Source organism: Macrococcus armenti (assembly GCF_020097135.1).
GTDB lineage: Bacteria > Bacillota > Bacilli > Staphylococcales > Staphylococcaceae > Macrococcoides > Macrococcoides armenti.
In genome coordinates this window covers 559165-582197 of the sequence record NZ_CP083608.1, presented here as the reverse complement: position 1 = coordinate 582197, position 23033 = coordinate 559165, and the positions used below count along the sequence as shown (strand labels likewise).

Genomic DNA, 23033 nt, shown 5'->3' with positions numbered 1-23033 from the left:
AATTATAACGTAATTGAGAACGAATATGAACTAAATGAGATTAAATATATAAAAAAGATGGATGCCCATTTAATGAACACCCATCCGTAAGTTATTTATTTTGCAGGAATAACTGAACCTTTATAATTTTTCTCGATATAGTCTTTTACTTCTTTAGATTGTAATGCTTTTACTAATGCTTTAATTTTTGCATCATTTTTATGTCCTTCTTTAACTGCGATTAAATTCGCATAAGGTGAATCACTGCTTTCAATCGCAATTGAATCTTTAACAGGATTTAATTTATTTTCTAATGCAAAGTTAGAGTTGATAATAACTGCGTCACCTTCACCATTGTTATATGATTTCGGTAAAAACTCTGCGCTTTGTTTATTATTGAACTTAATGTTTTTCTTGTTTTCTTTAATATCTTTAAATGTTGCTTTAACTGGATCTACGCCATCTTTTAATGTGATTAATCCAGCTTTAGTAAAGAATGACAAGAAACGGCCTTCTTCTGCAGGATTGTTTGAAACAAATACTTCTGCATTTTCCGGTAAATCCTTTAATGATTTATATTTTTTTGAGTATACTGCCATCGGTTCGATATGGATGTTACCAGCTGATTCAATTTTATAACCTTTAGATTTCTTTTCAGTTTCTAAGTATGGTGTGTGTTGGAAGAAGTTTGCATCAAGTTCACCTGCATCCAGGAATCGGTTTGGCGTCGTGTAGTCGTTAATAGTCTTAATTTTTAAAGTATAGCCTTCTTTTTCAAGAATTGGTTTTGCTTGTTCAAGTAAAACTGTATGCGGTGTTGGTGATGCACCAACAATAATCGTTTTATCATCTGAAGATGATTTTTTCTCATTTCCACCACATGCAGCGAGTACGATTGCGATTGTTGCAATTACTAATAAAGAAAATAACTTTTTCATCATAAATCTCTCCCTTTTGTTTTATTTTTATTTATTCAAAAGCCCACAAGTATTATCTTTTATCGATGCGTTTCGTTAATAGATCACCAATAAGCTGAATAACAAATACAATGACTAATATTAATACGGTTGACACTAAAATGACATCATTTTGTGCTCTTGTAAAACCAACTAAATATGCTAAGTTCCCTAATCCTCCAGCACCGATAACTCCTGCAATCGCTGTTGAACCGACAAGCGCAATCGCTGTAACAGTAATACCTGATACAAGGGCTGGCAAACTTTCAGGAATTAGTACTTTTCGAATTAGCGTAAAAGTACTCGCGCCCATAGATTGTACCGCTTCGATGACACCTTTATCGATTTCTTTCATCGCAATCTCAACGAGTCGTGCATAAAATGGTGATGCTCCGATAATTAAAGCCGGAAGTGCACCTTTAACACCACTAATCGTCTGCATGATAAGGTTAGTGAACGGGAAGAGCAATAGAATGAGAATAATAAAAGGTATTGCTCGGAATAAATTCACTAAAAATGCAGTAATAGAATAAAATATTCGCACACCTTTATTTTTACTTCTTGATGTTAAAAATAAAATAATACCGATAATCAGTCCGAAAATAAATGTAAAGAACGTTGAAATTAAAGTCATCTGCAATGTTTCAAGTGTTGCTGTCCATACATCTGGCCAGACGACATTTTTGAAACTCAACATGTCTCTAATCGTATCCGAAAAACTAGTTTGCATCCTGCTCTACCTCCACTTCTACACCGTGCGTCTTAAGTTCTTCTGCAATCGTAACGAGATCTCCTTTCACAGATGTAAGATGAACGATTAAGTGACCAAATGAACCTGCCTGAGTATGTTTAACATTTCCTGCTAATATATTCATATCCAGCCCATACTTCTTAATTACTTTGCTGACAATTGGCTGACCTGTTGCGGATCCGATGAACTTTAAGCGTAGTAATGTTCCGACTGGATACTGTGCTTTAATATCCTTAATTGAAGTTTCAAGCTCATCATCAGAAATATCATCTTTGACGAAACGTTTAGTAATACTTGTCTTTGGATTGTTAAACACGTTTAAAACTGTACCTTCTTCAACAACTTTACCGAGCTCCATTACCGCAACACGGTGACAAATTTTTCGAATAACTTCCATCTCATGTGTAATTAAGATAATCGTTAAATTCAGTTTTTTATTAATATCAACAAGCAGTTCTAATATTTCATCAGTCGTCTGTGGATCCAGAGCACTTGTCGCCTCATCACAGAGTAATACTTTTGGATCATTGCTGAGTGCACGTGCAATACCGACACGTTGCTTCTGACCACCGGATAATTCAGAAGGATAAGCATTTTCTCGCCCTTCTAGTCCAACGAGTTTAATTAATGATTTAACTTTATGATCTATATCAGCTTTATTTACACCTGCTATTTCAAGTGGTAATGCAATATTGTCATACACAGTGCGTGACCATAATAAATTAAAGTGCTGGAATATCATTGAAATTTTCTGGCGCTTTTTGTTTAAAATTTTCTGATCAAGTTTATTAATCACATCATTGTCGACAATTACTTCACCAGTCGTCGGTTTTTCAAGTCCGTTAAACATACGAATTAACGTACTTTTTCCGGCACCACTAAATCCGATAATACCATATATATCACCTTGATTAATTTCAAGGCTTACATGATTAACAGCTGTAATATCGCCTTTTTTCGTTGTAAACGTTTTTACAACATCATTTAATTTAATCACATGCATCCTCCTAAATAAAAAGTCGTCTTTCTCAAATAAATAAGAAAGACGACATAATAATATATTTCGACTCTCTCATCTTCTAAAGTATACACTTTATGTGAATTGGCACCTTGTCATTATATGACGGTTGCCGGGTTTCATAGGGCACATCCCTCCACCTCTCTTGATAAGAGCAACTATTTAATTGTTTTGTTAATGAATTATATATTAAAGTAATTTGAATTATTCGTCAATAGTATTTCTCAATATTTCGTATATTGAAGTAACTGACTCAAATTTGAATACTGTCTTTACGACGCTATCATCTTTAATGACGAGTAGTACTGGCACACTCGAAATTTTATAAGTTTCGCAAAGTGATTCATAATAATTTAAGTCGAGTTTCAACACCTTACATTGTATTGTCATATTCGCGATATCTAGCATCTTTTCTGCAAGTTTACAAGTGCCGCAAAACGGCGTGTATCCAAATATGATATAATCACTTTCTAATCCAGTTAAATCTTTAGATTGCAAATGCGTTCTGATACTCATAACGTTGTGGCTTACCTTTCCATTCAAACTGTTCTTTAATTTCAAAATCATAACGACTAACAACTTTAGCTAAGTAATCAAGCGGACAATTGCTTACCTCGCCATACTTAGGATCAATATAAATATGTTGCCCTTCGCTAAGATGACGTTTAAACCAGTTTCTGATTTTACGCCCTGCCTTATCGCTGTCGGTCATAATATAAACTTTATGATGATACAAATCTTCAATCATAGCATCTAACTTTTCGATGCCCATCGTGCCATGTGTGCAAATAATATGTACAGGTTCCGTTAATACTTCTTGTAATCGTTTCTTGTCTCGCTTACCTTCTACTACGATGACCTTTTGAATTACAGACATTGTCCATCACCTTTTTCGTCATATTAAAAAAATCCTTGATAATAAATATTATCAAGGAAATTATACCATTTATGCATTAATCATTTCATCATATTGTGCTTGATCCATTAAATCAGCAAGTTCGCTATCGTCTGCTTCAACTTTGATCATCCATGCTTGATCCATAGCAGATTCGTTAACTAACTCAGGAGAATCTTCTAATTCATCGTTAACTTCTACAACTTTACCAGAGATTGGTGCATATAATTCAGAAACAGTTTTAACTGACTCAACGCTACCGAATGGTGAACCTGCAGTAATTTCATCTCCTACTTCTGGAAGTTCAACGAATACGATATCCCCTAATTCTGATTGTGCAAAGTCTGTAATTCCGATAACTTTAACGTTATCTTCTGATTTTACCCACTCATGATCTTTTGAAAATTTTAAGTTTGACATTATAAGCCCTCCATATATATAAAATACTTAACATCTTTATAATGACACAATGTAAGCGTTTCTTCAATCTTTTTTATAACCAAGTTTGTTTATACTCTACTTCCTTAAACCCTAATGTGATTTTATCACCTTTTACTGCTAAAGGACGCTTAACAAGCATGCCGTCTGAAGCAAGTAATTCAAGTTTCTCTTCATATGACTTTTTATCAAGTGTTTCCTTTAAATTCAGCTCTTTAAATTTAGTACCAAGTCTGTTGAATAGTAAATTAACATCAACACCAGTATTTTTAACGATTGCATCGAACTCTTTTGCAGTTGGTGTATGTTCTACAATATGAACCGGCTCAAAACTCACACTGTTATCCGATAAAAACTTTGCTGCTTTTCTGCAAGATGTACAATTTGGTAACTGATAAAATTTAATCATAAATAACCTCCTGTGTGTATTACTATTATCATATCAACTTTGGAAGATTCCTACAACTAAGCGTATTCGTTTAATTACATAATGAAAAGGGGTATAATATGAGAAAAGCATATAAGGAGTAATAACAGTGAGAACAATTAGTCAATATGAAGAATTTAAAGAAATTATCGCAAGTGAAGAACCTGTAGTAGTAAAGTTCTTTGCAGATTGGTGTCCTGATTGTACACGTATGGACTTCTGGATTGATCCGATTGTAGATGAGTACCATAACTATAACTGGTACAAAATTAACCGTGACCAAGTACCAGAAGCAGCAGATGAAAATGATGTTATGGGCATTCCGAGCATATTAATTTTCAAAGGTAGCGAAAAACTTGCGCACCTTCATTCAGCAAATGCAAAAACACCTGAATCAGTAAAAGCATTTTTAGCTGAACATTTATCGAAATAATAAAAACTGTGCATCGATATATACCGGTGCACAGTTTTCTTATATCATTTTAAGTTTAAAATTCAGAAATGAGTCCTTCATTTTTACGTGCTTTAAATGCCGCTTCAGTTTGTGCAGTTAAATACACGACACCGTAAATCATTTCATCTCCATGAACATTCAGTGATTCGTTCATTTTTGGATTTAAATATGGCGGTTGCGTTTTAATACAACTTCCGATGCCATTTTCGTACAATGCCAAACATAGCGTTTGCATAAATCCACCAATAGCAAGTACATCTTCAAGATTTTCTTTCTGGCGGCGGTCACGTTTACCAACTATAACTAATACACCAGCAAGTTTCTTTGCTGTCTCTACATGTAGACGGTGTTTTTCTTCATCATTTTTAAATGCGATATCTGCGAATAAAGTACCGAAAGCCTCTAATCGTTCTTTTTTAACCCAGATGACGCGCCATGGTTCACGCATTCCATGATTCGGTGTATAAGTTGCAAGTTCAATCGCTTCAGTTACAAGCGAATCTTCAACTATCGTATCTTCATATTGCTTAATACTTCTTCTCTCTTTAATTGCTTGTTTTAATTCCATAAAAAATCCCCTCACTACTAATTGATAACTATTATCAATTATAGTAAAAGGGATTGCATTTGTAAACTTAATATAAAGCGAGCTGATGATGTAAATCTTTAACGTGAATTTGCCCTGGTGCTACGGGTTCACCAACATAACCAAATGTCATAGAAGAACCGAATACCCCACAAGCAAGACGCGTTATTTTACCCATGTCTCCCATTGCGATACCGATAACATTTGCTTCATATGCCTGCTTCGTTTCATATACAGCATCCATCAAGTTCAGCACATCTTTACCGTCATGCGGCATAACAGCTAATTTACAGTAATCTGCATTTAATGAAATCATCTTCTTATACATCGCAAGCATATCTTTAATACGTGGCGTGTACTGATATTCATGATGACTGATTAAAACTTCGATTTGATGCTGACGCGCAAGCGATAATAATTCATCCATGTACTGCTCGTAAATCATTAAATCAATATCCACGATGTCACATAGATCATTCGTAATAATATACTTAATAATTTCATAATAATTCGCTGCTTCAATCATTGCACGATCTCTATCATCAAACATGCGGTACGTAAACAGCAATCTTTTATTCGGAAATTTATTGCGCAAATACAGTAATTCCTCTTTATAACTTTCATTATCCATGACTTTCAGGTCGCCACGATACTCTATAATATCAAAGAACGCACGGTTATCTTCCGCTTCTTTAACATGTGTATTATTTTCGTTTTGTACGTCTGATAATGTAACAATTATTTTCGGAATCGCTAATCCTTTATCACTCAATTTAAATCCTCCTCAAATGAAAGCCCGAAACTATGGTAAAATGTATATATGTGTTTGAAACGAGCTGTTTGTATCTATTTTACAACAACTTTGTTTTTTATTATATGAAAATAACCTCATTTTAAATTTGGAGTTCAATTTAAATGACGAAGCACAAATTTAAAGTAAAGGTGATTACAATGAAAAATACATTCAAATTAAAATATTTACCCGACTGGACCTTAACAAACAATACGAAAATTCCGATTCGATTAGTTGAAAATAAATCATATATCGCTGTAACGAAACCGATATATAAAAGTCATAGCATTCTGGATATGATTGAATTTGATAATGGAGAACATGTTAAGTTCAGTAATCCGAATAACAGTAATCAAATATCGATCACCATCTGTCATAACGAAAAAACAATAACCGTTAATCCTCGCGATTAACGGTTAATAATTTGCGCATGCGATACAATTGTAATTCATTATCATCAATCTCACCGACGACATTGAACCCAAGCTTTCTGTATAGATTAAATGCAGCATCGTTCTGCTTAACGACAGTAAGTGATAATTTGTTGAACCCTTCTGCAACTGACATTGCCTCAGCATGAGCAATCAACTGCTTTGCAACACCTCTACCTTGAAATTCAGGTAACGTCGCAATCATGCTAATATGATATTCATTTTCCTTACCTTCACGCATCCTCATTAAAGCGAACAGCGATTTCGGATTTTTAAGTATAATTTTTAGGGCACTTAATTTGCGTAGCTTTATAATATCAAGTACCGTCTTTAACGTCGCACGTTTAAGCTCTTTAATAGGTAGACACGTCATCATCCCCATTACATTCTGACTATCCAGTAATATATATGAATACTCATAACTAAAACGATTCCCCGGCATTTCAAATAATTCCTGCATATATGAAGTTATCTTTTTATCATTATGCGTCCCAAGTATTGTATAACACATATCCAAAAGTGCAAGAAAGTTCAGTTCACCAGCAACATCAATCACTTCACTAGCTCTTACAACTTCCACCATATCACCTCACTATATAAATTAAGAATATTTATTTACTTCTCAGACTGCTTTACTTCCTGAATCAATGTTAAAGTCGATAACAGTACAGCAAGCCCTAAAAAGTAATATTTGTAATCATTTATTGAAGGAAAAATAAAAGAAAGTACAAATGCAATAAACAATATAGCTGCTAAACCATTCATTAATTTATTCATTATATCCCCCTTACAGTCATTTATACCCAATATAGCATAAAAGTAATGAGCCTATAACAAAAGCGTTAGAGGCTTTTTCTAAAATTACGTGCCCAAAGTGCGACCACAAAAATAAAAACCGCTCAACTATGCGGTTAAACGGTAAATGTATGGAGACGGCGGGAGTTGAACCCGCGTCCAAGGATCCTGCAGCTAATACTTCTACGTGTGTAGTCCTGTTATTAAGTTTCGCTATTAACCTGAAAACGGACATCCTGGTTAATAACTAGCTCGATTAGTCTCTTCTGTACAGACCCCAAGCGGAGGTGTACAGCGTATCCTACTTAAGTTGAACCTCTACATCAGGCACATAGGCGATGCTTGAGAGAGGTGCAGAGTGCGATTAGGCAGCTACTGCGAAATTGTTTGTTTTGCCAGTTATTATAAACTGTTGTGTTGATGACGGAGCCAACCCTCCGACACGCTATACCAGCCCAAGTGACCCCTGTCTAATCCGTAACGCCCCCGTGGTTAGTATTTTCTAACTAGCATTTTCTAATATAACAAAATAATATAATCGTATCAAGAAAAATGTTTATACTGCGTTGGCTCATGTTTTTTATTTATGAGCCATCTCAAATTACTGTTCCTAATCTTACAAAGAAGCAACCCACCAATTAGGCAGGTTACTCTCAAGTTAATATCTTTCTTTCATTGCGCGGTCCATTTCACGTTTCGCTTCTTTCGCTTTCAGTGCATGTCGCTTATCGTAATCTTTCTTACCTTTCGCTACACCGATCAGCATTTTACAGTATCCGTTTTTAATATACAGTTTAAGCGGTACGAGCGTATAACCTTGCTCGCGTGTCTGACCGAACAGTTTATCAATCTGTTTTCGCTTTAACAGTAATTTACGTGTTCTGAGCGGATCGTGATTGAATCGGTTTCCTTCTTCATATGGCGCGATGTGCATATTATATACAAACATCTCACCTTTATAAACACGGGCATACGAATCGCGTAAATTCGCACTTCCTCGACGAATGGATTTAATTTCTGTTCCCTTTAATTCAATCCCCGCTTCAATCGTCTCTTCAATAGTATAGTCATGACTTGCTTTTCTGTTCTGTGCTAATACTTTTCCTGTTCCTTTAGGCATAACGCCACCTCTACTTCTTCTTTCTGCGTCCTGAGTTTTTCACTGCTTTAGATTTATAGAATGGTTTTTTGTTTTTGTTTTTACTCATCTCAGCACCACGTGCTTTTCCGCGTCCTTTTTTACGTGGTTTTTCATTTGTTGATTTCGTATTGCGCTTCGCTTTTATTTTCACTTCACGAATTTTGTCTTCGATTTTTTTCATATCCATTCCGACAATCGCAAAGTCGATCATGCGTTCATCAACATTTACGTTAACGACTTTTACGCGCACTTTCTGTCCAATTCGAAAAACTTTACCGTGACGTTCACCAATCATAGCCATATGGCGTTCATCAAAGTTATAGTAATCGTCTGTCATATTTGAACTATGAACCATACCTTCAATCGTATTTTCAAGTTCGACAAACATTCCAAAGTTCGCAACACTACTAATGATACCATCAAATTCTTCACCGATATGCTGTACCATATATTCAGCTTTTTTCAAATCATCCGTATCACGCTCTGCATCGATTGCACGGCGTTCTCTTTTAGATGTATGGTCGCTTATTTCAACAAGTTCCTCTGCCCAGTAATCCTGTGCTTTTTCATCCATTGATTTCTCGATTAAATATTTACGTATCAATCGATGCACGATTAAATCCGGATAACGTCGTATCGGTGAAGTAAAGTGCGTATAGTATTCTGCTGATAATCCGAAATGGCCTAAATTTTCTTCAGCGTATTTCGCCTGCTGCATTGAGCGCAGCATTAACGTAGATATTACGAGTTCCTCTGGTTTACCATGAATTTCTTTGCCGATATTCTGTAATGTTTTCGGATGAATATTCTCCGTACCACCTTTAACTAAAATACCGAAATTCGTTATAAACTCGAAGAATCGTTTTAGACGGTCCGCTTTCGGTTCTTCGTGTACACGGTATATAAACGGCACTTTCATCTTCGCAAAATGTTCCGCCACCGTCTCATTTGCTGCGAGCATGAATGACTCGATTAAGCGTTCACCGAGTCCTCTGTCACGTATTGCGACTTCTCTCGGTACACCATCTTTATCGACTAATATTTTTGCTTCTTTTAAGTCAAAGTCAATTTCCCCACGCGTTTCTCGCATACGTTTAAGTATTGCAGCCAGTTCTTTAGCATGCAGGAGCATTTCATGAATGTGTGCATACTTTTGAATGAGTGCGGAATCACTGTGTTCTAAAATCGCATTTACATCATCATAGGTCATGCGTTCATCAGAGTAGATGACACTTTCATAAATTTTATGATTGACCGTATGACCGTTCGGCGTAATTTCCATTTCACAGCTGAGCGTCAATCGATCAGCGTGTGGGTTAAGCGAGCATATACCATTACTAAGTCGGTGTGGAATCATCGGTATTACACGGTCCACTAAATACACACTTGTACCACGTTCATACGCATCTTCATCCAGGCTTGAACCTTCTGTTACATAATGACTCACATCTGCAATTGAAACGATTAAGCGGTAATTCCCGTTATTCAGTTTCTCAACACTGATCGCATCGTCCAGGTCCTTAGCGTCAGCTCCATCAATCGTAATCGTCAGTACGTCACGTAAGTCAGTACGTCCTGAAATTTCAGATGCACTTATTTCATCCGGAACATTATTTGCTTCTTCTATTGTTGCAGGATTAAACTCAATGTTTATACCATGCTGATAAATAATCGATAATATGTCAACACCGGGATCATTTTTATGACCGAGTATTGCTTTTACTATACCTTCATGATTATTCGTTCCATCCGCATATTCCGTCAGTTCAACGAGTACTTTATGACCTTCTACAGCGCCTAAATTCCTACCCTTCGGAATAAAGATATCCTGTGTAATTCTTGAATCATCCGGTAATACAAATCCGAAATGTTTCGCTTCAGTATATGTGCCAACGACTTGTGTTACTGCGCGCTTTTCTATTGCTTTTACTTCACCTTCATTACGGCCATCACGTGCTTTTGATACGCTGACAAGTACTGTATCTCCATCCATTGCACGGTTAATTTTAGTTGGTGGGATAAAGACATCATCCACTGTTTCATCTTCCGGTCTTACGAATGCAAAACCTTTCTTATGCTGGCTAAGCGTTCCTTTAACGAGTGCTTTACTGCCGTCAAATGCAATAAAGTACTTATCGTTTTTCGTACGACTTAACTTTCCTGTTTGTTCTAAATGTACAAGCGTTTTAACTAAATCTTTAAATGCATCTGCACTCTCAAGATTTAGATGCGCTTCAATTGCTTCTACCGTAACTGCACTACCCTTTATTGATTTTAAATATGCAATTACTTCATGTTCATACAGATGCATATAATTCCTCCTTTAATTAGACCAGTCTAATCGTTCTAAAAACTCAAAATAATCTTCAAATAACTGTTCTTTTTCCTTGTCTATCGTTACGACGTGACCGCTTTTTTCATACCAGTGAATTTCTTTAACTTCACTTTCAGATTCTTCATAAATAATATTCGCTGACTCCGGATTGATCATCGTATCCATTCTACCTTGCGCGACAAAAAGTGGTGCAAATACGTTATCTACTGTTTCACGTACTTCCTGTATCGTCTGCTGTAAGTCAACGAGCATATCTGTCGGATGAAATGCTTCCATTTCTTTATTGATTTCAGCTTCAGACTTTCCTTCACGCTTCTTAAACTCTCTAGCATATGCAAGGACACCTTCGTACATATTTCCTGTCGTCTTGATGTACATCGGGCTACACATCGTTGCCACACTGTTTACATCGCGATGTTGTGCAAGTTTAAGCGCAAATACACCGCCGAGCGATAATCCTGCAACAGCAATACTCGTATAGCCTTTATCTACGAGCATATCGTATGCTTCAAGCACTTGCCCCCACCAGACGTGAGGACTTGACGTAAGTAATTCTTCAGGTGGCACACCGTGTCCTTCATAATGGGGTGCATAAGAAGTATACCCTTTTTTCTGTAAAAATCTACCTAACTGTCTTACGTCTGATGAATTTCCTGTAAATCCATGTAATAGTAATACTGCTCTTTCTCCCTCTTCAAAAAAGAACGGTTCTGGTAATCTCATTTTCATCATGTAATCTCCTTTATATATCCTCAATTACTATTGTATATTTTTTTAATGCAATATTTAAATAAAAAAGCCCGAACACAATTGTTCGGACTTGCTTAAATGTTAAAGTATCCAATCGCTATTGTAATTAAGAATAGTAAAACTGATGCAACAATTGTAATTCTGTTTAATATCAACTCGACACCACGTTGTTTCTGTTTACCGAATAACGTTTCAGATCCACCACTGATAGCACCTGATAAACCACTACTCTTACCTTCTTGTAAAAGTACAACTGTGATTAATACGAAACAATCTATAATTAATAAAATGGTTAAAATCGTATTCATGGGATGTCCTCCTCTTTAATAACTTATAACATTTTATCATAAACGGGCAAAAAAAGGAAGAGACGTCGTCACGTCTCTTCTTATATTGAATTGCTTACTTTTTTAAGTTGTAGAAAGCATCTACGCCTTTAAACTTAGCTGTTTCATATAATTCATCTTCGATACGTAATAATTGATTGTATTTCGCAATACGGTCAGTACGTGATAATGAACCTGTTTTAATTTGTCCAGCGTTAGTTGCAACTGCGATATCCGCAATTGTAGTATCTTCAGTCTCACCAGAACGGTGTGAAACAACTGCAGTGTAACCTGCTTTTTGTGCCATTTCGATAGCTTCGAATGTTTCAGTTAAAGTACCGATTTGGTTCACTTTAATTAAGATAGAGTTACCAACGCCTTCGTTAATACCACGCTCTAAAATTTTAGTGTTTGTTACGAATAAGTCATCCCCAACAAGTTGTACACGTTTACCTAAACGATCTGTTAATGCTTTCCAACCATCCCAATCGTTTTCGTCCATACCATCTTCAATTGTGATGATTGGGTATTTGTTTACTAATTCTTCTAAGTAATCTACTTGTTCAGCAGATGTACGTTTTTTACCGTTTTCGCCTTCAAATTTAGCATAGTCATATACACCATTTTCGAAGAACTCAGAAGCAGCACAGTCAAATCCTAAGAATACGTCTTTACCTGGCTCAAGTCCTGCAGCTTTAATCGCTTCTAAAATTGTTTCAACAGCATCTTCAGTACCTTCAAATGTCGGTGCAAATCCACCTTCATCACCTACAGCAGTAGATAAGTTACGGCCTTTTAAGATTTTCGCTAAGTTATGGAAAATTTCAGCACCCCAGCGTAACGCTTCTTTAAAGTTTGGTGCTCCTACTGGTAATACCATGAATTCCTGGAATGCAATCGGTGCATCTGAGTGAGAACCACCGTTTACGATGTTCATCATCGGAACTGGTAACTCAGTACCGTTAAATCCACCTAAATATTTGTATAAAGGCATTCCTAAATATTCAGCAGCAGCACGTGCTACAGCGATAGATACACCAAGAATTGCATTGGCACCTAATTTACCTTTGTTTTCTGTACCATCTAAAGCAATCATCATTTTGTCGATAGATACTTGATCAAGTACTGAGAAGTCACCTTCAATAATTTCAGGTGCGATAATTTCGTTAACGTTTTCTACAGCTTTTAAAACACCTTTACCCATGTAACGGTCTTTATCACCATCACGTAATTCTACTGCTTCGTGTTCACCAGTTGAAGCACCTGATGGTACTAATGCACGTCCTAACGCACCACTTTCAGTGAATACTTCTACCTCAATTGTTGGGTTACCTCTTGAATCTAATACTTCGCGTGCATATACATCTGTAATAATTGGCATTTATAAAAACTCCTCTCAATTTGTGTTCTTACTTATTATTATTGATTTAATTGAAATAATCAATTATTTGTATTTCATTTTCTGTATAACATTAATCTTTTTGAACTAATGATTCTCCAGTCATGTCAGCTGGTTTTTCAACACCTAATAAATCTACTAGCGTCGGTGCTAAATCAGCTAAACGACCAGCTTCACGTAACGTCACACCTTCACGCGTAACAATGACTGGAACAGGGTTTGTCGTATGTGCTGTCATCGGACTACCGTCAAGTTTTAACACTTCGTCAGAATTTCCGTGGTCTGCTGTAATAATCGCAACACCATTCATGGCAAGAATCTTATCAACGACTTCTCCTAAACATTCATCAACCGCTTCAATTGCTTTAATTGTCGGCTCAAGCATACCTGAATGACCAACCATATCCGGGTTTGCAAAATTTAAGATAATTAAATCTAAATCACCTTTATCAAGTTCCGCAAGTAATGCATCACGTACTTCATAAGCACTCATTTCAGGCTTAAGATCATACGTTGCCACTTTCGGTGAATCAATTAATACACGACGTTCACCCGGAAACGCTTCATTACGTCCACCGCTCATAAAGTAAGTAACATGCGGATACTTCTCAGTTTCTGCGATTCGAAGCTGCGTTAAATTGTTATTTGAAGCAACTTCACCTATCGTATTTACTAAGTCAACTTTCTCGAATACAACATCTGCTTTAACTTGATCGTTATACTTTGTAAACGTAACGAATTTAATACCGATTAAACGTTTGTCCATTTTAAAACCATCAAATTCTTCATTTGTGTATACTTCTGAAAGTTGTGCAGCACGGTCAGGTCTGAAGTTGAAGAAGATCATTGCATCTCCATCGTTCACACCAGTGTTCTCTTCGCCTTTTTCGTGGTCTTTCACAACGAACGGTACAACGAATTCATCAGTGATACCTTCTGCATAACTCGCTTCAACACCTGCAGCTGCTGTTGGGTACTCTACACCTTTACCGTATGTCATCGCATCATATGCAAGTTGTTCACGATCCCAGCGTTTATCTCTATCCATCGCGTAATAACGACCAGAAACAGAAGCGAATTGACCGATACCGATTGCTTCAAATTGACGTTCTGTTTCAGCGATATACGATAATGCTGTTTGCTGCCCTACATCACGACCATCTAAAAATGCATGTACATATACTTTCTCTACACCTTGTTCCTTCGCAAGTTTTAACAATGCAAATAAGTGTTCATAATGGCTATGTACACCGCCATCTGATAATAATCCCATTAAATGAAGCGACGTCTGTTTTTCTTTAACATGTGTCATTGCATCTAGCAATACTTTGTTTGTGAAGAAATCGCCGTCTTCAATAGCCTTATTGATGCGCGTTAAAGACTGATAAACGATACGTCCTGCACCAATGTTTAAATGACCAACTTCCGAATTCCCCATCTGTCCTTCTGGAAGCCCTACATCAAGCCCACAAGCTTTTAATTCGCTATGTGGGAATTGATTGTAATATCGGTCAAAGTTTGGTTTATGAGCTTGCGCTACTGCATTCCCAAACGTTTCTTTACGGTTAGCAAAACCGTCTAAAATGATTAAAGCTGTTGGGCTTTTCATTACTTAGCACCTTCTAACAATTGTACAAATGATTCAACTTCTAATGATGCGCCACCTACTAATGCACCATCAATGTTTTCATTTGCCATATATTCCTTAATATTACCTGGTTTCACTGAACCACCATATTGGATACGAACTGCGTCCGCAGCATCTTTACCGAAGTCTTTCTCTACGATTGAACGAACAAATTTACAGCTTGCTTCAGCGTCTTCGCTCGTTGCTGATTTACCTGTTCCGATTGCCCAGATTGGCTCATAAGCAATAACAAGTTGTTTTACTTCATCAGCACTGAAACCTTTAAGTGCATTGCTCACTTGTGCACCAACTTTTGCTTCAAACTGACCAGATTCACGTTCTTCATCCGTTTCACCACAGCAAATGATCGGTGTCATACCATGTTTAAATGCTGCTAAAGCTTTCTTATTAATGTCTTCATCCGTTTCACCAAAGTATTCACGGCGTTCAGAATGTCCTAAAACAACGTACTCAACACCTAAATCCTTTAATGCAGCCGGAGATGTTTCCCCAGTGAATGCACCGCTGTCTTCAAAATAACAGTTTTGTGCGCCTACTTGTAAATGTGGTACGTTAGCAGAAATAATTGCATCTAATTGAATGTGTGGTGCACAAATAACTGCATCTACACCTTCAGACGGTAATGCAGGTAAACTTGAAACGAATGCTTTCGCTTCTTTTACCGTTTTGTTCATTTTCCAGTTTCCTGCGATAATTGGTTTTCTCATTTGTAAAACTCCTTTTTATTTGTCAGAAATTGATTTAATACCAGGTAACGCTTTACCTTCTAAATATTCTAAAGAAGCGCCACCACCTGTTGAAATGTGTGTAAACTTGTCAGCAAACCCAAGATCCATCGCTGCTGCCGCTGAATCTCCGCCACCGATAATCGTTGTTGCATCCTTCAGTTCGGCAATTGCTTTACATACTCCTACAGTACCTTTTGCAAAGTTACTCATTTCGAACACACCCATTGGGCCATTCCAAACGACTGTTTTAGCACCCTCAAGTTCTTTAGCGAATAATTCTACTGTTTTAGGACCGATATCTAAAGCTTGTAAATCAGCTGGAATGTGATCGATTGCTACTGCTTCGATTTCACCATCATTTGAGAATTCTTTCGTAACTTTTGCATCAACTGGTAAAACGAGTTTATCTTTACCACGTTCCATTAAATCTTTTGCTAAGTCGATTTTATCTTCCTCTAATAATGAATGACCGATTTCTTTACCTTGTGCTTTTAAGAATGTGTAAGCCATTCCGCCACCGATTAATACTTTATCAGCCACTTTTAATAAGTTTTCAATAACACCAATTTTATCTGATACTTTCGCACCACCTAAAATCGCAACAAATGGGCGTTCAGGGTTTTCTACAACGCCACCGATAAACTTAATTTCTTTTTCCATCAGGAATCCTGCAGCAGTTTCTAAATGCGTTGCCACACCTACATTTGATGCATGTTCACGGTGTGCTGTTCCGAAAGCATCATTGACGAATACATCCCCTAGAGATGCCCAGTACTTACCAAGTTCCGGATCATTTTTGCTTTCTTTCTTTCCGTCTACATCTTCAAAACGTGTGTTTTCAAATAATAATACATCACCTGATTGTAATGCATTAATCGCAGACTCTAACTTCTCTCCACGTGTTTCCGCCACGAACTGAACATCTTTGTTCAATAATTCAGATAAACGTGCTGCAACAGGCTGAAGTGATAACTTCGCTTTATCTTCTTCAGTTTTAACTTTTCCAAGGTGTGAGAATAAAATTACTTTCCCGCCTTGCTCAATAATATATTTAATAGTAGGTAATGCTTCAACGATACGATTGTCATTCGTAATGTTGCCATCTTTCATCGGCACATTGAAATCTGCTCGTACGAGTACTTTTTTATCTTTTAATTCTAAATCTGAAACAATCTTTTTAACCATGTTATGGCCTCCTAATAATATATACTTACAAATTAATTATACCAAATAACTTATTAAAAAAAGCAGGAGAAGCGAAATCTTCCCCCGCTTACGCGTGAATAATTATTATTTAGCTTGTGCTTGTTCAGCTAAGAATTCTAAAGTACGAACAAGTTGTGCAGTGTAACTCATTTCGTTATCGTACCAAGCAACAGTTTTAACCATTTGGTGTTCACCAACAGTCATTACACGTGTTTGTGTTGCATCGAATAATGAACCGTAAGTAATACCGATAATATCAGAAGAAACGATTTCATCTTCAGTGTAACCGAATGATTCGTTAGAAGCAGCTTTCATTGCAGCGTTTACTTCTTCAACAGTTACTTCTTTTTCTAAAATTGTAGTTAACTCAGTTACAGAACCTGTTGGTACTGGAACACGTTGTGCTGATCCATCTAATTTACCTTTTAATTCAGGGATAACTAAACCGATTGCTTTTGCAGCACCTGTTGAGTTAGGTACGATGTTGTTTGCTGCTGCACGTGCACGACGGAAGTCTCCTTTTGCGTGAGGTGCATCTAATGTGTTTTGGTCACCTGTGAATGCGTGAACTGTCATCATTAAACCTTCGATAATTCCGAATTCATCGTTTAATACTTTAGCCATTGGTGCTAAACAGTTAGTCGTACATGAAGCACCTGAAACGATTTCTTCTGAACCGTCTAATACGTCATGGTTAACGTTGTATACTACAGTTTTTAAGTCACCTTTTGCCGGTGCTGAAATTAATACTTTTTTAGCACCTGCTTCGATATGCGCTTGTGCTTTTTCTTTATCAGTGAAGAAACCAGTACATTCTAAAACAACATCAATTCCAAGTTCGCCCCATGGTAATTCAGCAGGGTTTGGATTTTCGAATGATTTTACTTCGCGTCCGTTTACACGGAATCCACCTTCAATTACTTCTACTTCTTCTTTGAAACGACCTTGCGTTGTATCATATTTTAATAAATGCGCTAACATTTTATCGTCTGTTAAATCGTTAACTGCTACTACTTCAATACCTTCTACTTCTTGTAATCTTCTGAATGCTAAACGTCCAATTCTACCAAAACCGTTAATTGCTACTTTTACTGCCATTATATATGGCCTCCTTTGAATTCTATATTTTAAGGGGTTAACCCTTTATTACTAATTTCACGATACACTCTTATTATAATCAAAATATAAGGAAAAATAAAAATATTACACTTTTAAGTTTGTAATTTTATGTTCCTTATTAGTTAATAAGCCATTCACCTACGACCGAATCTGTTACGAGAACAGTATGTTTCGGTGCAATTTTCAAATAAGAAGCAATCGCTTCTTTCTTGCTTGTACCACCTGCAACAGCGATGATGTCTTTATCTTCAGTCAAATCTTCAAGATGAATACCGATCGTATTCACGCGGTGAATAATATTGCCATCTGCATCAAAGTAGTAACCAAATGCTTCTGCAACAGCTTTTTCTTCATCCAATTGCATTAACACATCTTCAGAAGTATTTCTTCGCTTAGCCATCGTAAAAGCGGCGCCAATACCATGCAGGACAATTTGTGCGCTTTTAATATGCTGCAACACGCGCATTACAGACGGTTCCTTTAACAATGCGTTATAGCCTGCCTCACTTAACTGATCAGGAACATATAACACTTCAAACTTACCACCTGTCTGATCTGCCATTAAATGTGTAATCGCATTCGCCTGATAAGAAACATCTTCACCGAGCCCGCCACGAGCCGGTATAAAAGTTATCTCTTTATCAGATGGGCGCATTGCTCGTGCAACATGTGCCATCGTTGAACCACCTGTGACCGTCATATTCATGCCGTCTTCAAAACAGGACTCAAGATATTCGCTCGTTGCCTGACCCATGCGTACTTTCGTTTCATCTTCGATATCTGAATCACCGCTGACGACAATCACTTTACGAATACTGTAACGCGATTCAATTGCGCAGGCGATATGTTCCAGTCGTGTAAGACTGTTCATTGAAGCTTTCATTTCTTCAATTACTTCAACACCACTATCTGTTACAGACATCCCTTTAGAAGTGATTAAGATTAAACCTTGCGACTTCAGTATTTCTGTTTCAGTCCTGAGTATGCGTTCACTCAGCGAAACACTCTCGCTCAGCGCACGCCGACCAATTGGCTGAAACGTCTCAATCGCCGTCAAGATTTGAAATCTGCGATACATCTTCTCAACTAAATCAGGGACAAGTTTCTTTTGAATCTCAAAGAGTTGATTCAAGTCCACCCCTCCTCAATTAGCGATGGTCGTTATTTGTCCCACTAGGGTCAAAAAGTAACTTACGCTACACATACATAATACCAAGTCGTTATTAAGTGTGCAAGTAAAAGCTATGCAAAATTAAAATGAATTCGTTTTCACTTATTATTTGTTAAATATTCAATAATGGTTACGAAGTCAATGTTCCCTTCCTGCACAATTTTGTCACCGTCCATTAATACCGGTATACGCATAAAGTACTCAGCTTCCAGCACCTCATCTCCTTCTATCATTTTCTCCTCAACTTCAACCGCTGCATCTTCCTGGGCAAATCTTATTTGCATTCGTGCCTCTTCACATAAACCACAATGTCTCCCTACAAGTAAAGTTAGTGTTTTCATATTTCCATCTCCAAAAATGATATCGTAATTATTATAAAAAAATAATCCATATTACTACTATAATAGTAACATTATCGGTACAATATAAAATGATATGAGCATCGTTTTTGACTATCTTTGACTATATAGTGTATATTTGATTTAACAAAACGACGCAATTTAATATTAGGAGGATTTATATATGAATTTAATACCTACAGTAATCGAATCGACAAATCGTGGAGAACGTGCATATGACATTTATTCACGTTTACTAAAAGACCGCATCATTATGTTAGGATCTGCAATTGACGATAACGTAGCAAACTCAATCGTATCGCAATTATTATTTTTACAGGCACAGGATGCTGAAAAAGATATTTATCTTTACATCAATTCACCAGGCGGAAGTGTAACAGCTGGTATGGCAATATACGATACGATGCAGCACATTAAACCTGATGTTCAGACAATTTGTATCGGTATGGCAGCATCAATGGGATCATTTTTATTAGCAGCTGGTGCAAAAGGTAAACGATTTGCATTACCAAACGCTGAAGTTATGATTCACCAGCCTTTAGGTGGTGCACAAGGACAAGCGACTGAAATCGAAATCGCTGCGCGTCACATATTAAAAACACGCGAAAAGTTAAACAAAATCCTTTCTGAACGCACAGGACAACCGATTGAAAAAATTGAAAAAGATACTGATCGCGATAACTTCTTATCAGCAGACGAAGCAAAAGCATATGGTTTAATTGATGAAGTAATGCACCCGGCATAAGCATCCATTTTAACTTGAGTAAATAACGAAAAGCCCCCGATTACGAAATCGGGGGCTTAAATTTGTATTATTTTAAGAACGAACGAATGTTTTCAGCATTTTGAATGTTGTGCTGTACACCCATAAACTTCTCTTTACCTGGGCCGAAAGCATACACATGCACTTCTTCACCTGTATGAACTTTAGAACCCCATGCAGCATTTGCACGTTTATCTACAACTTTGTTAATTGCATCTAAAGTTTTTGCTTCATCTTTCGCTTTTGCAACATCAATAATAGCTTTTTTCTCTTCAGCTGTAATGTCTTTAATTTGGATGTTTTCGTTTATTAACGCTTCAATATCCGCATCTTTTTCTAATAATTTCGCAGTTAATCCCTCATGTGTCATTTTCATCTGATCAACAACTTTAGGATGGAATTCATACTTCTCACCAGTACCTGCAGACAATCCACCAGTCGCGTGATCCGCAAGTGCAATAACTAATGTATTACAATCTTTCTTCGCATATTCAATTGCCGACTGATATGCTTCATCAAACGCTGAGATTTCACTCATCATACCTGTTAAATCATTTGCATGACCTGACCAGTCTGGTTGAGATCCTTCAACCATTAAGAAGAACCCTTTTTTGTTTTGAGATAGTTTTTGTATCGCTGTATCCGTCATTTCTTTTAATGACGGCTCTTTTTCTGTACGGTCTATGTGTTTACTCATTGCGCTTTCTGCAAATAAACCAATCATACGTTTTGAATTTGTATCTTTTAACATTTCGTCACGAGATGTAACATATTTAAAGCCTGATTTATCTTGCATCTGCTTCACTAAATCTAATGTTACTTTTCCGTTTTTATCTTTTTGCTGGAAGAAATCTGTTCCACCACCAAGCATTACGTCAACAATCGGTTGTTGTTCTTTACCAACTTTAACCGTACGTGCCATTTGCTTTGCAATGTCCATTTCATCTTTACGTGATGGATTATGTGCAGCAAATGAAGCTGGCGTTGCATGTGTTAATTCACTCGTTGCTACTAAACCTGTTGAACGGCCTGCAGCTTTATAATCTTCAAGTACTGTTCTTACTGCTTGTTTATTTTTATCTACAGATATCGCACCATTAAATGTACGTACTCCTGTTGCAAGTGCTGTCCCTGCTGCACCTGAATCTGTAATGTTTAATTTTGGATCATCACTCACCGTTAATTGAGATCCAACTAAATAGTTATCAAAAGAAATTTTATCTAAACCTGGAACATTTTCGTTATCTTTATAATAACGGTAAGCACCAAGTTGAGAAATACCCATACCATCACCAATCATTAAAATAACATTTTTAGGCTGCCCATTTTTACATTGAGCCATTTGCGCTTGTTTCTCATGTCCTAGTGCTTTTCCAGGATTGTTTTTCCCTGCAGCAAAAGAAGGCGCTGAAATATTCGATAATAACGTTGCTGATAATAATGTCGTCGTTGCAATTGACTTAAAACTTGCCATAAAAAAAATTCCTCCTAATCATTGATATATCAACTATATCAATGATTTGTAAAGGAATTATTTCATTAATTTAAAGTGTTTGTTGAAATTATGTAAATAAAATTATTTACTATTGATTTATTTTAACTTAAGTATAGATTTACTTCTTCAATTCAATTGATTCTCCATTACGCAACTTATCTGCAATTTCATCAATTTTTCGTAATCGATGATTAACCCCCGACTTCGAAATTGTTCCTGTAGAAACCATCTCTCCCAATTCCTTTAAGGAAATATCCTGATGCAGTACACGCAGGCGCGCAATCTCTCTTAATCGTTCAGGGAGTTCATCAATGCCTATTTCTTCATCAATAAGCTTAATATTTTCAACTTGACGCATTGCTGCACCAATCGTCTTATTCAAATTCGCTGTTTCGCAGTTTACGAGTCTGTTCACTGAATTCCTCATATCTCTTACGATTCTTACGTCTTCAAATTTCAGCAACGCCTGATAACCACCTATAATACTCAGGAAGTCGGAAATTTTTTCCGCTTCTTTTAAGTATGAGATATAACCCTTTTTTCTTTCTAAAGTTTTCGCATTTAATCCATACCCATTCATTAATTGCGTTAATCCTTCAGAATGGCTTTCATAAAGGGAGAATATTTCAAGATGATATGAAGAAGTTTCTGGATTGTTCACCGATCCTCCTGCAAGAAATGCACCACGTAAATAACTTCTTTTACAGCATTCTTCCTGAATTAAAGATTGATCAATATGCTGCATAAACTGCCCATCCTGTAATATGCTCAGTTCATCCAGAATTTCTTTCGTCTTCATCTTAATTCTGCATATATAGACGTTGTTCTTTTTTAATTTCATTTTCTTTCTGACAAGTAATTCAATATCCACACCGAATATTTTCTTCGTTAAACTATATACACGTCTTGCAATTGCAGCATTTTCTGACTGCACATTGATGACCCATTGCATGTTCTGTATATTTAAGTTTCCGTTCATTCGAATAAGCGCGGCAAGTTCTGCTTTACTACAACATAAGTCTGTTTCAATCCGCGTTAATTCATTTTTCATTTCTGAAGCAAATGACAAT

At 36.7% G+C, this 23033-nt stretch carries 27 protein-coding genes, 1 other RNA gene and 1 riboswitch; of the genes, 3 read left to right on the top strand and 25 right to left on the bottom strand.

The features are described from left to right. Positions 1-95: 95 nt before the first annotated feature. From LAU42_RS03165 to LAU42_RS03135, 7 genes are all read right to left on the bottom strand, one after another. Positions 96-917 (bottom strand): MetQ/NlpA family ABC transporter substrate-binding protein, encoded by an 822-nt coding sequence (locus LAU42_RS03165; RefSeq protein WP_224184724.1) that lies wholly within the window; start codon positions 915-917, stop codon positions 96-98. Positions 918-969: 52 nt separating this feature from the next. Further along, positions 970-1665 carry a methionine ABC transporter permease gene (locus tag LAU42_RS03160; RefSeq protein WP_224184244.1) on the bottom strand — a complete coding sequence of 232 codons (696 nt, stop codon included), beginning with the start codon at positions 1663-1665 and terminating at the stop codon, positions 970-972. After that, positions 1655-2683, bottom strand: coding sequence for a methionine ABC transporter ATP-binding protein (locus LAU42_RS03155; RefSeq protein WP_420908211.1), 1029 nt, complete (start codon positions 2681-2683; stop codon positions 1655-1657). Before LAU42_RS03155 ends, LAU42_RS03160 begins: the two co-directional genes overlap by 11 nt. 72 nt (positions 2684-2755) lie before the next feature. Then, positions 2756-2859, bottom strand: a riboswitch (SAM riboswitch). Between the two features lie 49 nt (positions 2860-2908). Continuing rightward, a complete protein-coding gene (locus LAU42_RS03150; protein WP_224184242.1) occupies positions 2909-3220 on the bottom strand; it encodes a thioredoxin family protein in 312 nt (103 codons plus the stop codon). Then, positions 3192-3581: a toprim domain-containing protein gene (locus tag LAU42_RS03145; protein WP_224184241.1), complete on the bottom strand. Its 390-nt coding sequence runs from the start codon at positions 3579-3581 to the stop codon at positions 3192-3194. The genes LAU42_RS03150 and LAU42_RS03145 overlap by 29 nt, the downstream gene beginning before the upstream one ends. Positions 3582-3650: 69 nt before the next feature. Next, positions 3651-4019, bottom strand: coding sequence for a glycine cleavage system protein GcvH (gene gcvH, locus LAU42_RS03140; RefSeq protein WP_224184240.1), 369 nt, complete (start codon positions 4017-4019; stop codon positions 3651-3653). A 73-nt stretch (positions 4020-4092) separates the two neighbouring features. Continuing rightward, the gene (locus tag LAU42_RS03135; protein ID WP_224184239.1) at positions 4093-4446 is read right to left on the bottom strand and encodes a Spx/MgsR family RNA polymerase-binding regulatory protein; all 354 of its coding nucleotides are present in this window, start codon (positions 4444-4446) and stop codon (positions 4093-4095) included. A gap of 127 nt (positions 4447-4573) precedes the next feature. Between LAU42_RS03135 and LAU42_RS03130 the strand changes: the two genes are divergently transcribed. After that, positions 4574-4897 carry a thioredoxin family protein gene (locus LAU42_RS03130; RefSeq protein WP_224184238.1) on the top strand — a complete coding sequence of 108 codons (324 nt, stop codon included), beginning with the start codon at positions 4574-4576 and terminating at the stop codon, positions 4895-4897. Positions 4898-4952: 55 nt separating this feature from the next. Here LAU42_RS03130 and LAU42_RS03125 read toward each other — a convergent pair whose 3' ends face one another. Further along, the gene (locus LAU42_RS03125) at positions 4953-5486 is read right to left on the bottom strand and encodes a nitroreductase family protein (RefSeq protein WP_224184237.1); all 534 of its coding nucleotides are present in this window, start codon (positions 5484-5486) and stop codon (positions 4953-4955) included. 67 nt (positions 5487-5553) lie between these two features. After that, positions 5554-6276, bottom strand: a complete 723-nt coding sequence (aroD, locus tag LAU42_RS03120; protein ID WP_224184236.1) for a type I 3-dehydroquinate dehydratase — start codon at positions 6274-6276, stop codon at positions 5554-5556. A 143-nt stretch (positions 6277-6419) separates the two neighbouring features. On the opposite strand from aroD, the gene LAU42_RS03115 reads away from it, so the two are divergent. Continuing rightward, positions 6420-6710: a hypothetical protein gene (locus LAU42_RS03115; RefSeq protein ID WP_224184235.1), complete on the top strand. Its 291-nt coding sequence runs from the start codon at positions 6420-6422 to the stop codon at positions 6708-6710. Here LAU42_RS03115 and LAU42_RS03110 read toward each other — a convergent pair. From LAU42_RS03110 to LAU42_RS03045, 14 genes are all read right to left on the bottom strand, one after another. Further along, positions 6694-7311 carry a GNAT family N-acetyltransferase gene (locus LAU42_RS03110; protein WP_224184234.1) on the bottom strand — a complete coding sequence of 206 codons (618 nt, stop codon included), beginning with the start codon at positions 7309-7311 and terminating at the stop codon, positions 6694-6696. The genes LAU42_RS03115 and LAU42_RS03110 overlap by 17 nt on opposite strands. Positions 7312-7343: 32 nt before the next feature. After that, positions 7344-7505: a hypothetical protein gene (locus LAU42_RS03105; protein ID WP_224184233.1), complete on the bottom strand. Its 162-nt coding sequence runs from the start codon at positions 7503-7505 to the stop codon at positions 7344-7346. A gap of 147 nt (positions 7506-7652) precedes the next feature. Next, positions 7653-8011, bottom strand: a transfer-messenger RNA (tmRNA) gene (gene ssrA, locus LAU42_RS03100). A gap of 170 nt (positions 8012-8181) precedes the next feature. Then, on the bottom strand, positions 8182-8643 hold the full coding sequence (gene smpB, locus LAU42_RS03095; RefSeq protein ID WP_120786600.1) for an SsrA-binding protein SmpB: 462 nt from the start codon (positions 8641-8643) through the stop codon (positions 8182-8184). Between the two features lie 10 nt (positions 8644-8653). Beyond that, positions 8654-10975 carry a ribonuclease R gene (rnr, locus tag LAU42_RS03090; protein ID WP_224184232.1) on the bottom strand — a complete coding sequence of 774 codons (2322 nt, stop codon included), beginning with the start codon at positions 10973-10975 and terminating at the stop codon, positions 8654-8656. Between the two features lie 12 nt (positions 10976-10987). Further along, positions 10988-11728, bottom strand: coding sequence for an alpha/beta hydrolase (locus LAU42_RS03085; protein WP_224184723.1), 741 nt, complete (start codon positions 11726-11728; stop codon positions 10988-10990). 95 nt (positions 11729-11823) lie between these two features. Continuing rightward, the gene (gene secG / locus LAU42_RS03080; protein ID WP_224184231.1) at positions 11824-12057 is read right to left on the bottom strand and encodes a preprotein translocase subunit SecG; all 234 of its coding nucleotides are present in this window, start codon (positions 12055-12057) and stop codon (positions 11824-11826) included. Between the two features lie 94 nt (positions 12058-12151). After that, the gene (gene eno / locus LAU42_RS03075) at positions 12152-13456 is read right to left on the bottom strand and encodes a phosphopyruvate hydratase (RefSeq protein WP_224184230.1); all 1305 of its coding nucleotides are present in this window, start codon (positions 13454-13456) and stop codon (positions 12152-12154) included. A 91-nt stretch (positions 13457-13547) separates the two neighbouring features. Beyond that, positions 13548-15083, bottom strand: coding sequence for a 2,3-bisphosphoglycerate-independent phosphoglycerate mutase (gpmI, locus tag LAU42_RS03070; RefSeq protein ID WP_224184229.1), 1536 nt, complete (start codon positions 15081-15083; stop codon positions 13548-13550). Next, positions 15083-15829, bottom strand: a complete 747-nt coding sequence (tpiA, locus tag LAU42_RS03065; protein WP_224184228.1) for a triose-phosphate isomerase — start codon at positions 15827-15829, stop codon at positions 15083-15085. The genes gpmI and tpiA overlap by 1 nt, the downstream gene beginning before the upstream one ends. Positions 15830-15844: 15 nt before the next feature. Further along, positions 15845-17035: a phosphoglycerate kinase gene (locus LAU42_RS03060; RefSeq protein WP_224184227.1), complete on the bottom strand. Its 1191-nt coding sequence runs from the start codon at positions 17033-17035 to the stop codon at positions 15845-15847. Between the two features lie 105 nt (positions 17036-17140). Then, positions 17141-18154, bottom strand: coding sequence for a type I glyceraldehyde-3-phosphate dehydrogenase (gap, locus tag LAU42_RS03055; RefSeq protein WP_224184226.1), 1014 nt, complete (start codon positions 18152-18154; stop codon positions 17141-17143). 139 nt (positions 18155-18293) lie between these two features. Further along, positions 18294-19313, bottom strand: coding sequence for a sugar-binding transcriptional regulator (locus LAU42_RS03050; protein ID WP_420908210.1), 1020 nt, complete (start codon positions 19311-19313; stop codon positions 18294-18296). 131 nt (positions 19314-19444) lie between these two features. Beyond that, positions 19445-19687, bottom strand: a complete 243-nt coding sequence (locus tag LAU42_RS03045) for a glutaredoxin family protein (RefSeq protein WP_224184224.1) — start codon at positions 19685-19687, stop codon at positions 19445-19447. 181 nt (positions 19688-19868) lie between these two features. On the opposite strand from LAU42_RS03045, the gene clpP reads away from it, so the two are divergent. Beyond that, entirely contained in the window at positions 19869-20450 is a 582-nt protein-coding gene (gene clpP, locus LAU42_RS03040; protein ID WP_164941817.1) for an ATP-dependent Clp endopeptidase proteolytic subunit ClpP, read from the top strand. Between the two features lie 67 nt (positions 20451-20517). Here the strand turns inward: clpP and LAU42_RS03035 are convergent, their stop codons facing one another. Then, positions 20518-21942 carry an alkaline phosphatase gene (locus LAU42_RS03035; protein WP_224184223.1) on the bottom strand — a complete coding sequence of 475 codons (1425 nt, stop codon included), beginning with the start codon at positions 21940-21942 and terminating at the stop codon, positions 20518-20520. 139 nt (positions 21943-22081) lie between these two features. Then, the gene (gene whiA / locus LAU42_RS03030; RefSeq protein WP_224184222.1) at positions 22082-23032 is read right to left on the bottom strand and encodes a DNA-binding protein WhiA; all 951 of its coding nucleotides are present in this window, start codon (positions 23030-23032) and stop codon (positions 22082-22084) included. Between the last annotated feature and the right edge of the window lies 1 nt (position 23033).